Source organism: Bacteroides rodentium JCM 16496, from assembly GCF_000614125.1.
Taxonomy (GTDB): domain Bacteria; phylum Bacteroidota; class Bacteroidia; order Bacteroidales; family Bacteroidaceae; genus Bacteroides; species Bacteroides rodentium.
The window spans coordinates 42,973-56,604 of the sequence record NZ_BAKJ01000005.1 but is presented as its reverse complement, the minus strand read 5'-3'; the positions used below and the strand labels follow the sequence as shown (position 1 = coordinate 56,604).

At 48.0% G+C, this 13,632-nt stretch carries 8 protein-coding genes and 6 pseudogenes; 7 read left to right on the top strand and 7 right to left on the bottom strand.

What is annotated here, in order from left to right; genetic code table 11:
- Window positions 1-6 precede the first annotated feature (6 nt).
- From JCM16496_RS22625 to JCM16496_RS03380, 7 genes and pseudogenes are all read left to right on the top strand, one after another.
- A complete protein-coding gene (locus JCM16496_RS22625; protein ID WP_025832328.1) occupies window positions 7-669 on the top strand; it encodes a hypothetical protein in 663 nt (220 codons plus the stop codon).
- Window positions 670-691: 22 nt separating this feature from the next.
- Window positions 692-1,964 (top strand): annotated as a pseudogene (purD, locus tag JCM16496_RS03405) (phosphoribosylamine--glycine ligase).
- A pseudogene (locus JCM16496_RS03400) lies at window positions 1,965-2,958 on the top strand (hypothetical protein).
- Entirely contained in the window at window positions 2,943-3,422 is a 480-nt protein-coding gene (locus tag JCM16496_RS03395) for a YqaA family protein (protein WP_025832326.1), read from the top strand. Before JCM16496_RS03400 ends, JCM16496_RS03395 begins: the two are co-directional and overlap by 16 nt.
- Window positions 3,423-3,458: 36 nt before the next feature.
- Window positions 3,459-4,137 (top strand): annotated as a pseudogene (gene mnmC2 / locus JCM16496_RS03390) (tRNA (5-methylaminomethyl-2-thiouridine)(34)-methyltransferase MnmC2).
- A gap of 77 nt (window positions 4,138-4,214) precedes the next feature.
- Window positions 4,215-5,116: pseudogene (locus JCM16496_RS03385) on the top strand (metal ABC transporter solute-binding protein, Zn/Mn family).
- Between the two features lie 95 nt (window positions 5,117-5,211).
- Window positions 5,212-6,001: pseudogene (locus tag JCM16496_RS03380) on the top strand (metal ABC transporter ATP-binding protein).
- Window positions 6,002-6,083: 82 nt separating this feature from the next.
- Here JCM16496_RS03380 and JCM16496_RS25380 read toward each other — a convergent pair.
- From JCM16496_RS25380 to JCM16496_RS03360, 7 genes and pseudogenes are all read right to left on the bottom strand, one after another.
- Window positions 6,084-6,350 (bottom strand): putative glycosyl hydrolase, encoded by a 267-nt coding sequence (locus tag JCM16496_RS25380; protein ID WP_500778592.1) that lies wholly within the window; start codon window positions 6,348-6,350, stop codon window positions 6,084-6,086.
- 324 nt (window positions 6,351-6,674) lie between these two features.
- Window positions 6,675-7,900, bottom strand: a pseudogene (locus JCM16496_RS23400) (hypothetical protein); the annotation flags it as partial.
- A gap of 61 nt (window positions 7,901-7,961) precedes the next feature.
- Window positions 7,962-9,878 carry a glycoside hydrolase family 9 protein gene (locus JCM16496_RS03370; RefSeq protein WP_244440218.1) on the bottom strand — a complete coding sequence of 639 codons (1,917 nt, stop codon included), beginning with the start codon at window positions 9,876-9,878 and terminating at the stop codon, window positions 7,962-7,964.
- Between the two features lies 1 nt (window position 9,879).
- Window positions 9,880-10,488, bottom strand: coding sequence for a hypothetical protein (locus JCM16496_RS23395; RefSeq protein ID WP_244440217.1), 609 nt, complete (start codon window positions 10,486-10,488; stop codon window positions 9,880-9,882).
- 5 nt (window positions 10,489-10,493) lie between these two features.
- Window positions 10,494-10,790, bottom strand: a complete 297-nt coding sequence (locus JCM16496_RS24555; protein ID WP_262482751.1) for an AGE family epimerase/isomerase — start codon at window positions 10,788-10,790, stop codon at window positions 10,494-10,496.
- Window positions 10,787-11,737, bottom strand: a complete 951-nt coding sequence (locus JCM16496_RS03365) for an AGE family epimerase/isomerase (RefSeq protein WP_262482750.1) — start codon at window positions 11,735-11,737, stop codon at window positions 10,787-10,789. The genes JCM16496_RS24555 and JCM16496_RS03365 overlap by 4 nt, the downstream gene beginning before the upstream one ends.
- Before the next feature lie 199 nt (window positions 11,738-11,936).
- A complete protein-coding gene (locus JCM16496_RS03360; RefSeq protein ID WP_025832323.1) occupies window positions 11,937-13,625 on the bottom strand; it encodes a RagB/SusD family nutrient uptake outer membrane protein in 1,689 nt (562 codons plus the stop codon).
- Window positions 13,626-13,632 lie beyond the last annotated feature (7 nt).

Genomic DNA, 13,632 nt, shown 5'->3' with positions numbered 1-13,632 from the left:
AATAGTATGAAGGTAAAAACACAAATAAGACTAGCCAAAGAACTGAAAAAATTTGGCTATGTATTAGGACTAGCATTAGCCCTAAGTATAATTACTTATGCAATAGCAAAATACTATGAAAAAGAAGAATATACTAAATATATAGAAGAAAAAAGAAAATGGGAGCAAGAAGAAAATAAAAGGATTGCAGAATTTGAAAAACAAAAAACAAAATTCGAAAAGCAAAAGGCAGACGCCTTATCACAGCTCCAAGAATATGTACTCAATGATAAAAAATTGCTTACATACTATATAGATTACAAAAGAAAATCTAATTTGAGAAGTGAAACTATTGCGCTTATATCTTTTGTACGAAATGGGTTAAATCAAGGATGTTTTGACAAAAAGAGCACAAAAATGCTGATTCTTTTATTTGATAATTATGAAAACTTTAATTTAGATTTTAAATATCCCCCAAGGGAACAATATAAATCATTCAGTATATACCAAGAGTATTTACCTGATGCGTATCCTTTAATTCGCAAAATACCACCTTTTGAATTTAGTTGTAGTATCTTTTGTGTTTTAGTTCTTCTATATATAGAACTCAGAGTTTTATACAGCCTTATACTGCTACTTATAAAAGGAATTAGATGGATAAATAAAACATCAAAATTGAGTGAAGAATAAATTGAACCATAATAAACTAGTTATGAAAATATTATTATTAGGCTCCGGTGGCCGCGAACACGCTCTGGCATGGAAGATTGCCCAAAGCCCGAAAGTAGAGAAACTATATATTGCTCCCGGCAATGCAGGTACAAGCGAAGCAGGCGAGAATGTGAACCTGAAGGCGACAGACTTTCCCGCACTCAAGCTTTTGCCCTTGAGAAAGAAATCGACATGATTGTTGTGGGCCCCGAAGACCCGCTGGTACAAGGCATCTTCGACAGCTTCAAGGAAGACCCTGCCACCCGCCATATCGACATCATCGGCCCCACTGCCAAAGGTGCCACACTGGAAGGTAGCAAGGAATTTGCCAAAGGCTTCATGATGCGCCACAACATCCCCACTGCCCGCTACAAGAGCATCACCGCCGACAACTTACAAGAAGGACTCGATTTCCTCGCAACCCTCGAAGCGCCTTACGTACTGAAGGCCGACGGACTGTGTGCAGGCAAGGGCGTGCTGATTCTCCCCACACTGGAAGAAGCTCAGAAAGAGCTGAAGGAAATGCTGGGCGGCATGTTCGGCGATGCCAGCGCCACGGTAGTCATTGAAGAGTTCCTCAGCGGCATCGAATGTTCCGTATTCGTGATGACAGACGGCCGCCACTATAAGGTATTGCCCGTAGCCAAAGATTACAAGCGCATCGGCGAAGGCGACAAAGGCCTCAACACCGGCGGTATGGGCAGCGTGACTCCCGTACCTTTTGCCGACGAAACATTTATGGAAAAAGTACGCACCCGCATCATCGAACCTACCGTAAACGGTCTGCTGGAAGAAGAAATCGGCTATCAAGCTTCATCTTCCTGGGACTTATCAACGTGAAGGGCGAACCGATGGTCATCGAATATAACGTCCGCATGGGCGACCCCGAAACCGAAAGTGTGATGCTGCGCATCAAGAGCGACTTGGTAGACCTGCTCAAAGGCGTTGCCCAGGGCGACCTCGACCAGCGTACACTGGAATTCGACCCTCGCACAGCCGCTTGCGTCATGCTGGTGAGCGGAGGATATCCGGAAGCCTACGAAAAGGGCAAGGTGATGACCGGATTCGAGAAGGCTGCCGAAACAGACAGCATCCTCTTCCATGCCGGAACAGCCACCAAAGACGGACAGACCGTAACCGCCGGTGGCCGTGTCATCGCCGTCTGCTCCTATGGTGAAACGAAGGAAGAAGCCTTGCAGAAGAGCTACCGCGTGGCCGACATGATAGACTTCGAGAAGAAATATTTCAGAAGAGATATAGGATTTGACTTATAAATGAGAACGAAGAGATTCCAGAACCGGATAACGGCAGGGCGGTTCACACTACCCGCCGCTATCCTGATTTCAGTATCCTGCTGGATACTGACTGCCGTTCTGTTGCCCGAAACGGAGACACAGCAAAGCGGATATTCCCTTTGGGAAACATTCTGTGACTTCTGCATCCCCACCTGGCAAACCGTCTCTTCAGCTTTATTCTGTATGCCGTCATCGGGTATTTCCTGATACAGCTCAACAATACGTTTGCCATCATCCGGATGCGGGCATCGGTACAGACTTCTGTCTACTTCCTGCTGCTGTCCGTCTGCCCCAGCCTGCACATGCTGTATGCGGGAGACTTGGCATCCGCCTCCTTCCTGGTGGCACTGTTTTTCCTCTTCAGGAGCTACCAGCAGGCACGGCCCACAGGCAGTCTCTTCCACGCCTTTGTCTTCATCGGACTGGGCAGCCTGCTTTTTCCGCAGCTCATGCTGTTTGCCCCCATCTTCTGGATAGGCGCCTACAACTTCCAGTCTCTCCAACCCAAAAGTTTCTTCGCTTCCTTGGTAGGATGGAGCGTACCCTACTGGCTGTTGCTGGGACACGCCTCTACTACGGGCAAATGGAACTCTTCTGCCAGCCCTTCCGCGAGCTGGTGACCTTCGCTCCCATCCGGTTCGACTATCAGCCATGGGAACTCGCCACCCTCGGGTATCTCCTTGTTCTGTTCATCGTCAGCGCGGCACACTGTCTCATTGCCGGCTATGAAGACAAGATACGCACCCGGAGCTATCTGCACTTCCTCATCCTGCTGAATTTCTGCATCTTTGTCTATATCGGACTGCAACCGGTATTGAGCGTCCACCTGATGTCCTTCCTGCTCATCGGTGTCAGCATCCTGGCGGGACACTTGTTTGTACTGACAAATAGCCGCAGTTCCAATATATTCTTCATTTGTGCATTTATCGGATTATTCATTCTATTAGGATTCAACATATGGACGCTTTTGTAGATACACTCGTACAGCTGCTGATTGACTGGGGATATGTCGGTCTGTTCATCTCTGCCCTATTGGCAGGAAGCATCATTCCGTTCAGTTCCGAGATAGTGATGGTAGCACTGGTCAAGGTCGGTCTGAGCCCGGCACTGTGCGTACTCTCCGCCACCTTGGGAAATACGCTGGGAGGCATGACGTGCTACTACATGGGACGTCTGGGACGTATAGACTGGATTGAGAAATATTTCAAGGTAAAAAGGGAAAAGATAGAACGGATGCAGCATTTCCTCCAAGGGAAAGGGGCACTGATGGCTTTCTTCGCCTTTCTGCCTTTTGTGGGAGAGGCCATAGCCATTGCACTGGGCTTCATGCGCAGTAATCTGATACTGACCACCACGTCCATGTTTGCAGGGAAACTGGTGCGCTACATAGCTATGCTGTGGGCGCTGCAAGGAGCCATTTCGATGATGAATTATTGAATTAAAAACAAAAAACATTCAACAAAAGCAGAAGTGATGCAACGAATCATAGAGAAGACGGAAGACGGAAGTGCGACACTGTTTGTACCGGAACTGAATGAACATTATCATTCGGTAAAGGGGGCACGTACAGAGTCACAGCACATCTTCATTGACATGGGACTGAAAGCATCCGCTACTGCCCGCCCGCATATCCTTGAAATCGGTTTCGGCACCGGCTGAATGCCCTGCTCACACTGGAAACTGCCGAAAAGGAAAAGAAACCTGTGCACTATACCGGTATCGAACTCTATCCGCTTACATGGCCGGAGGTGGATGCGCTAAAATATAGCGACAATCCTCTGTTCGAGGAACTGCATCGGACTGCGTGGGAAGAAGAAGTTGCCATAACTCCTTATTTCACACTGAGAAAAGTGCGGGCAGATGTCGAAACAATAAGCATTGACAGTTTGTTAATGATTAATAAATCTCCGTTCGATGTTGTCTACTTCGATGCCTTTGCACCCGAAAAGCAACCGGGAATGTGGGAGGAAAAAGTCTTCCGGAATATCCATGCCGCCATGAGCACCGACGGCGTGCTGACCACCTACTGCGCCAAAGGAGTAGTACGCCGCATGCTGCAAGCCGTAGGATTCAAGGTAGAGCGTCTTCCAGGTCCCCCCGGAGGAAACGGGAGATACTGAGGGGAAGGAAAGAGGAAGTGATAAATGGATAAGGAATAGTTGATAATGAATAGTTGATGCCCCCTGCCACAGCGCAGCCAAATTGTAAATTGTAAATAGTAAATTGTAAATGAAAAAGTTTTGTTTTTTACTCCTCATAGCCACCTTGCTCTTCTCGTGCAAGCAAGGAGGCCAACAGAACAAGAAGAATGACGATAAACCCGTGATTACCGTCACCATCGAGCCGCTGCGGTATTTCACCGAAGCCATTGCCGGCGATGAATTCACCGTCGTCAGCATGGTGCCCAAAGGTTCAAGTCCGGAAACCTACGACCCCACGCCCCAGCAGCTCGTCGACCTTGCGCAAAGCAAAGCCTATTTCCGCATCGGCTACATCGGTTTCGAGCAGACATGGACGGAAAAGCTGACGGACAATGCTCCCCACCTGCAATTCTTCGATATGTCCAAGAATGTGGAACTTATTCTGGACGACACCCATGCGCATCACCATAAAGACGGGCATGTACACGAAGGCCATACGCACGTCGGTGGTGTGGAACCCCACATCTGGAACTCCACCATCAACGCCCAAATCATTGCCGGGGACATACTGAATGCACTCTGTACCATAGACAAAGCCAATGAAAACGCCTACATGGAACGTTACAACGCACTCATCCGACGGATAGAGCATACAGACAGCCTCATCTGCCAGATGCTTTCCAGCCCGAATGCCGACCGTGCCTTCATGATTTATCATCCGGCACTTTCCTACTTTGCCCGCGACTACAACCTGCACCAGATTCCTATCGAGCAGGTGGAAAGGAACCCTCCCCCGCCCATCTGAAGAACCTGATAAACTCCTGCAAGAAGGAGAAGGTACGCGTCATCTTTGTACAGCCGGAATTCGACCGCCGCAATGCCGACCTTATCGCCCAGCAGACCGGAACCCGAGTGGTGGCTATCAATCCCCTCTCATACGACTGGGAGGAGGAGATGATGAATACCGCCAAAGCGCTTGTAAAAGATTAGGGATTAAGGATAAAAGGATAATGAAGAACGAGAAAACAACTGTCGAAAACATTTGCCCCCCTTCCTGCGGGGAAAAAACCGGAGGAGCGGCACTCATCGAGATAAAGAACCTCAGTGCCGGATACGATAACCGGACCGTGCTGCATGATATAAACCTGACCATCTACGAACGTGATTTTCTGGGCATCATCGGTCCCAACGGTGGTGGAAAGACTACCCTTATCAAATGTATACTGGGACTGCTGAAACCCACTGCCGGGGAGATTCTATATCACTCCTGCCCCCATCCCCCTCCGAAATTGCCAATTGTCAATTATCAACTGTCAATTGTCAACTGTCCATGGGTTACTTGCCCCAGTACAGCAGCATCGACCGGAAATTTCCCATCACCGTAGAGGAGGTCATCCTTTCAGGACTCAGCAGCAAGAAACCGCTGGCTTCACGCTTCACCGCCCGGCACCGCGAGAAAGCCTCTGCCGTGATAGCCCGCATGGGGCTGGAAGGCATGGAGCAGCGTGCCATCGGCGCCTGAGCGGCGGACAGTTGCAACGTGCCCTCCTGGGCCGTGCCATCATCTCCGACCCGCAGGTGGTGATTCTCGACGAACCCAGCACATACATCGACAAGCGTTTCGAAGCCCGCCTCTACGAACTGCTGGCAGAGATAAACAAGGATTGCGCCATTATTCTTGTCAGCCATGACATCGGCACGGTGTTGCAGCAAGTCAAGTCCATTGCCTGCGTCAACGAAACCCTGGACTACCATCCCGATACCGGCGTTACAGAAGAATGGCTGGAACGCAACTTCAACTGCCCGATAGAGTTGCTGGGGCACGGGACACTGCCGCATAGGATATTGAAAGAACACAAGCATTCTCACGGATGAGTGGAAGCAAAGGAGGCCGGCCCATTGTAGAACCGACCTCCCGTTACCCTTCCGAATAACTATCCGACAATCTTCTTACCCGTCATTTATATTGGAAAGCCTTATACGAATGGGGCAGTAATGACAAACGGAAAGAGTTCTTTGGTGTCACCGGACGCCTGCTCTGTACGGGTTCGGCAGGAAGGGGAGCCAGAATATCCCCACTCTCTAGATTTTCCAACCTCGTCACCTCATCATCGGTAACAATACGCACTTCCACCGGTTCATCATTGAAGTTCTCCACCACCAGTGTTTTATTGTCATACACAAACAATCCTACTTTGGAGGGAGCCTCCAGATAGACATCCATATCCCTACTCATAATGCGGCGAATCTCATTCAAGGCTTTTGCCGGAAAATCATATAAATTCCCCATATCATCGGGAATGGTCAATACATACAGATTGCCGGCGGCATAGGGAGCTCTCAACAAAATAGGATACCCCGATACTCCTCCCGTCAACGGACGGCCCGCACTGACTACTTCCCAAGCGTCATTCGTATAATACTGAACCTGCGGTATCAATAAATCGCGTCCGGCTTGTCCGTATCGGCCAAAATCATTGACAAGAGCTTTCAAATCGGTACAACGCAATTCCGCTATTTCGGCAATTTTTTCAGGAATGGCTTTCAGCAAGCCGCTTGTAATCACCACATCCCGCCCGCTTTGCAATTGCTTCCTAATGTCGGTCATGAGCTCTGGAGCTTGAGCCGCCTGGGCAGTCAGCAGCACCACTTGTTGGTCTTTCGGAAAAACGGGACGCATATCCATCGGCAAACCTATCATGCCCAGATAATTCTGCAAGAAATCATCACCCGCCACATGAAAAGGCTTGTAAGATTTGATGCCAATGGGGTTACCCAACTTACCTACCAGTTTATCAGTCTGTTTCAATACAACATCCGCAATGCGTGCCATGGTGGTAGGCTCTATGGAAGTTCCGTCCTTCTGCCGGATAGGGGCAGTCATCTCATCATAATTAAAGCTGGTGCCCATGCCCTGCCAAGGGGTACGGAACCTGGGAGACAACTTCACGCCCAGAAGCTGGTTATAGGCAAAGAGAATGATTTCGGGAGCTTGGCAAGCATGGTCAGATGCAGCTGCTCAGCATAGCGGTCCATGCCCAGATTCAGTCCACCGGAGTCCACCCATCCTCCACCGTTGTAGCCCGGACGCAGATTATCGAAATAGCGGATAATATTATAGCTTAGATAATTCTGCAGATGCTGGTTGCCGGCAGGGTCCCTTGTTTCGGTACCCGTCCAGACACCGTCAAAGAGCTGGGGACCTTCCTCCAGATTAAAGCCCAAACCTTGGAAATGGTCGTACCAGTTGGGATACTTGATGATTACCTTTACACGAGGATTCACCTTCTTGGCAGGTTTCAGCACAAGGTCGCGCCCGGCTTCAGTCATCAGCTTCAAACGGTATTCCGTCCAGCTCTGCGCACCTTTGGCTTTTATCTCTATGTCCGACTTGCAACTGGTAAAGAAAAAGTCATCCAGAATAAACTCGTCAAAGTGCTTTGCTGTATGTTCTGCAATCTTTCGCACCATCTCACGATGCTCAGGATTGGAATAGCAGAACGTCTCGAAACTGTTCGCCTCGTTGATGGTGTAGGTAATTCCTCCGGCAGTCTCTATTCCCCGGTCATGGAAAAATTTCTTAGCTTGCTCCAGGGTGGCGTCATCCACAATCAGTAAATCACGATGTGTTTCCAGATAAATCTTGTCCACTTCCAATTGTTGTGAAATCACATTCCAAGTCGAATCCAGCCAATGGATGTCCTTCATCTTGTCTACCTCGTAGGCACGTACATAGACCGATACCTTAAAATTGTCATAAGCTTTTGCCTGCATGGCCATAGTGCAGACCATGCAGAGCAGAAAAGCTACAATTACAAACTTATCTACCTTTATTTTACTGTTCATTACCATTCAATATTTTCTGAGATGCCAATACCATATACATAAACCACGTAGCATGTCCGCCCAAACAGTACTCACCCTCCTGCCATAAGAACGGGAAATGAAGTAATTCGGGCAAGTCCGGACGAATCAGATTTGTTCCCGGAGACACTCCACCCGGAATATAAGACCAGTCGGCACGGTTGACACCATAGGCGGCTTTCATCGTTTCGGCACCGACTCCCGTTACAAACGCTGCCTGATTACGTCCCGGATGCATACCGAGCAGGTATTGGACAGCATTGAAAATATAGTCCGGTGCAAACAAGTCAGGATAGGCAGCATGCAGGTAACAGTAATTGTAGCCCAGATGCTGGGGTTCCCATGAACCGGAAGAACGGTTACCTCTGTCATGCGGCACTCCATACGGAGTTTTACTGCTATACTCCTGATACATAGCCTGCAACTCCGGCAGTGCTTTGCGAACAGCCTTGCTGAAACGTGCATTTCCCACAGCTTTGTCGAAACGTCCGATGAACCAACCCGTCTGACGGATATTCTTGCAGATGAAATCCTGCTGCTGCAAAACGAAATCACGGTATTCCACTTCCTTTGTCGCCAGATAAAGTTCTACGGCAGCATGTACCTTGGCTGTCAGCACCCGGTTGTTGTCACAGCGGGTAATCCTGAACAATTCACGGGCTATCTCCAGACAATCCGCTCCCAATTCATCGTTATGTCCCTTCAAGACACGTGAAATACCTGCCAGCCAAGCGGATACCTGAAGTTCCCTACCAGGGTTGTCTTCCGTAAACACCCAGCGGTCGTCGGCAGTCCCACTGACATGGTCTGTATGGGCCGACGCATCACCCAGGTGTGCATACTGGCGTACGGTAGGACACAGAATCCCTCTGTAGAGACGCCCTAGAGCCTTCCAACCCGCCACTATCGTCAAAGCACCGTTTTCCACCTGCTGCAACAAATCATTTTTTCCATCCGGCTGGTGAATCTCGACTATCTTCTTTTCAAAATCTATGGAAGTCTCGTCCCAATAGGTACCAAAGTTCTCACAAGCCATGGCAAGTATATAGGCCTCGCCTGCCTGGGATTCCACACGCAGGTCATAGTCCCCCGCATCGTGCCATCCACCCACATTCAGCCCTGGAACCAAATCACCCGGCTGGTACTTGCAAAGAGTAGAGGTTCCCTGAGTATATCCGTCTATATGGTTGATATCGGTTTTGGCCATACGTGCATCGTCATGATGACAGAAGTCATGCCATACACGGTATTTTTCGTTCACACGCATGTGGCACATCTGTACCGGCAAGAAGTATTCCACCTCTGCCTGCCAGATACCCTTGTCCCACACATCTTTGGCAATGCGGAACACCGGAGAAGCAGCATCGCCGTACATCACCTGATAGAGCCCTTCTTCCGTCACTTCCGTGAAGTCGAACTGCAGATAGTGGTAGCGTTGGAAATCTCCCCAATCCTTGGCAGCCTGCTGCTTTACCAGTTTCCTGCCATCGGCAGCAATGCGATAAAGGGCAGGTTGCTTGAAGTCTGTATCCCGTTTATCCAACTCTATGACAGCCACTTTCTTCTGTCCAGGATGGTAACCTACTTGAGAGGCTTGCACCACCGGTGCATAACGCCAGTCTTTAGTAACTGTCGGACGGATTATCCATTTCACCGCACCTTCCTTTGTCCCTGCCGGGAACTCCGAACGGAGCACAAACCAACCGTTGTTATGATTTACCCTTCCATCATACAGCAGCAAGTCTCCTTTCTCACTTTCAATCGTAATCTTTGCCAAATCATCCTGAGGATTGAGTACAAACTTTTTCCCCTCGGCAAAAGGAGCAGAGACGATATCATCGGCAATCATCGGATTATAAGTCTTTCTATCCAACAGCAACTGGTCCAAATCAGCTTTCCCGCCAGTTGAAATCTCCGATATGCTCCATATTGGAAGACTGTTTCATGGTGGGTCCCATCGCCTGGTGGGGAAAAACTCCCGTCCGGTTGTCCATAATCCACGGCTTGCCCAGCAAAGTGGAAGGTACCAATTCCAGATTAAAGCCCAACTTGCCGGCAAACCGCTCGGGCACCGGTTGGTCCAAATCAACGGTCAATACCAGATAATCCTTCTCGCCTTTGACCTTAATGGTATAGCCAAAAACAAAATCCGGGTAAAGCATCGGATTAAAGCCTGCCATGTGTTTGGCCGAATCCGGATAACTCAATGTGACACGGATTTCATTGTCAGCCTCATCCACCACCCGGCTTCTCATCTTGGGCAATCCCTGCCACTGCCCCTGCGAGATTTCAAAGCGCACATCTCCATTGGCAGCCCTGCGGTCTCCATTCAAAACAAGGGTCAGTCCTCCCTGGTGTCCTTCAGGGTAGACGTCACTGAACACCATCACATTGGCCCCGCCATTCTCAAAATATCCCGATGGATTGATTTTGAAATCCTGGGCGTGCAGCCCCATACAAAGCATCAGTGATGCTGCACCTGCTATAAATTTCTTCATAAATACTATTTTAAACGATTATGTATTTCCACTCCCAAGCGTACCGTATGATACGGGCAACGCCACATACTCACTTTGGGAGTATCCTTCTTGGGTTCTCCATCAAAACAATCACTGTACCATTCACCGTATTCCCGGTCTATCATACAGTCCTTTACGAAAGTCCAAACCGTATCAGCCGATTGCAGATAAACGTCATTCCCGCTGATTTGCCAGGCATTGACACAAGCTATCATCGTTTCAATCTGGCCCCACCATGAGGCATGTCCGGTTTTTCTTCCGCCCTTCTTTTCATACATCATATACCTTTGTCACTCAGTCCTTCCACCAAGCAAGCATCCGTCACATCCAGCGCAAGCCGATTCGCCCTATCCATCAGTTGCCGGTCTTCTAACACACGGGCAGCCTCACAAAGCAGCCATCCCGCCTCTACATCATGTCCATAAGAGTCCATCTCAACCAAACTGTTCCATGCATTATCAAAGAACAAATTAAAATGCCGCCTTGAAGAGTCATAAATACGGTCCATAAACAACCCGGTGCAGAACTTGAGTCGTTTCCTCAGTCCGTCGTCTTTCCAGCACTGATATAAAAGGGTATAAGCCTCCAGCACGTGCAAATGCGCATTCATAGTCTTGGGTACATTGTTATCATAATTATCCAGTTGTTTCCAATCTTCAGTAAAAGATTCCACATAACCGTCATATTGCGGTTCACGGCCTTTCTCCTCCAAGGTATGATATAAACCGACAGCCATATCCAGACTCTCGCTGTTACCCGTTGCCAGATAGTGTTCAGCCAGCCCATAGATGGCGTAGGTCATGGCATACGTATATTTGGAAGCATTCAGCACCTCACCGTCAGGATTGACCAGCCAATATACCCCACCATGTTCCTTGTCTATAAATGTATCAATGAAGTAGCGTTGCGATTTATCCGCAAGCTTCAGATAAGCCTCATCCTTAAACGTACGGTATGCGGCAGAAAAACTCCACAGAATCCGGGCATTCAGAACCCCTCCTCTCGGAGCATCCACTACCGGAGTACCATTCCGCAATACAGTTCCATAAAAACCGCCGTCGGGAGCCACTGCATAATCCATCCAAAACGGCAACACGCTGTCTCTGACATTCGTGACAATCTCTGTACGCATGCGTGTCTGCATATCTGCCTCCCCTGAATGCGACCGGCAACCTGCCAGACAATATGCAACCAGCAGTGCTATCCAATAAAACATCTTCTTTCTCATAACCAGATTTGCACAATTCGTGTAATTTGTGTTTATTAAGCATTATGACATATCCTCATGAATAATCTTATAGAGATTGCTCCATTTATCAGACACTAGCGTTTATCGTAACAAATACTAGTCTTTATCGTGACAGCTTTGTATGATAGACACCAGTGTCTGATATTTTATTCACAAATCATTTATTATCAATAACTCATTAATATCCCTCATTTTGGTCTTCCGGATTGATGAGGGGATTATTAAGAATCTCGTTAGTAGGTATCGGGAAAATTTCCTGATATTTCTGGTGCTCAAAATAACGGAAAGAATCGCCAGTCTTCCAACACTCTTCCGGTGTTGAATTAGCCTTCGTTTTCGGATATTCACATCTGAACCATTCTTCAGCCAGCCCCATGCGGCAAAGGTCGAAATATAAAGAAAATTCCGCATTGAGTTCGTGACGCCGTTCTTGTGTCAAAGCCACTTTCCAGACATCACAAGCATACCCTTTCCGCGTCTTATATTCAGCATAAACAGTCTTTGCATCGGGCACATCGACAACTGTTGTATTCAACATTGATTGCGGAAAATCAATAGCCTGTACACCAATTTCCAAGTTACCCCACGCACGATTACGTATTTGCCTGAGCATCTCCCAACCGGTTGCTTCCTCACCCGTCTCGAAACAACATTCGGCATAATCCAGCAATATGCCTGCATAACGTTTGAAAGTCAATGAAATCGGGCAATACACAAACCCATCCTTACCCGGCTGTTTTCTCCAATACTTCAGTGAATATACGCAAGGCACATTTTCAGAGCCTTGTACATATCCACTATAAGAAGGATTGGTACCCAGCTTCTCATTGGTAATAGGATGTACATCCCCCGTACCTACGCAAGTATATTCCTTTCGCTTGTCTCCCTGCTCAAAAGAGCGATAATACTCCCAAGACAGCGCCAAGGACCCCCAACCACCATACTCGGGAGCAGCACACATATAGCCATACCATATCTTACCGTCATCGTGGCTGTTGCCTCCCCAATTCATATTACCGTGAGTATGATAAGCAACCTCAAAAACCGATTCTTTTGTCCAATGGTTATCCCAAGCATGAAGATTGGCATAGCACGGCTCCAATGCATAGGTATTACTGGTAATAATATCATTCAATTCCTTCTTGGCCTCAGTGAATTTCTTCTGATACATATAGAGTTCTGCCAAAAATGCCTTGCAGAAACCCTTCGTAATACGACCGTATTCTCCATCGGCAGGTTCCCAATCCAACTTTTCCATAGCAAACTTAAGGTCTTCCTCAATAACCTGATAAGTGCCTTCCAAATTTTCAGGACGCGCCTTTCCTGCACTGGTTGTATAGGTCTCACCCGTAAGCAACATGGGAACAGGGCCAAAAACTTTTGACAAATACAAGTAATTGTATGCACGAATGGCACGCGCTTCAGCTTCAAACTGCACCTTCTTTTCGGCAGAAAGCACGGAAACATCCACATTCTGCAACCCGGCCAGAAAACGATTGGCACGGTCAATACCTTTATAGCTCATACGCCAAGCCGTATCCAGCGAGCCTTTATTGGCTAATACCGCATGACGCTGCCATTCGGCATCCCAGCCGGACGCCTGGCAATCCATCGTACTGTGTCCGGCAATAAATACATTGGGCTTAAATCCCCATGTCGTATCATCGCCACTATTATCACTGCCTTGATAGGTATAAAAAGTATCATAAATACCATAAAGCCCTGACTTTATATTTGCTTCATTCTGGTACATGAAATCTTCAGGCAGGATATCGTAATGATCTACTTCCAAATAGTCATCACAAGAACTGGTGGTACCCAAAGTGAGAACACCCAGCAACAATATATGATAAAAACTCTTTTTCATAATGATA

Bases quoted from the DNA above. Each gene is read 5' to 3' on its own strand.
- JCM16496_RS03365 (WP_262482750.1), bottom strand. From the start codon at position 11,737: ATGAGAAAGAAGATGTTTTATTGGATAGCACTGCTGGTTGCATATTGT.
- JCM16496_RS03395 (WP_025832326.1), top strand. From the start codon at position 2,943: ATGGACGCTTTTGTAGATACACTCGTACAGCTGCTGATTGACTGGGGA.
- JCM16496_RS03360 (WP_025832323.1), bottom strand. From the start codon at position 13,625: ATGAAAAAGAGTTTTTATCATATATTGTTGCTGGGTGTTCTCACTTTG.
- JCM16496_RS23395 (WP_244440217.1), bottom strand. From the start codon at position 10,488: ATGAAGAAATTTATAGCAGGTGCAGCATCACTGATGCTTTGTATGGGG.
- JCM16496_RS22625 (WP_025832328.1), top strand. From the start codon at position 7: ATGAAGGTAAAAACACAAATAAGACTAGCCAAAGAACTGAAAAAATTT.
- JCM16496_RS25380 (WP_500778592.1), bottom strand. From the start codon at position 6,350: ATGGATGTCTATCTGGAGGCTCCCTCCAAAGTAGGATTGTTTGTGTAT.
- JCM16496_RS24555 (WP_262482751.1), bottom strand. From the start codon at position 10,790: ATGATGTATGAAAAGAAGGGCGGAAGAAAAACCGGACATGCCTCATGG.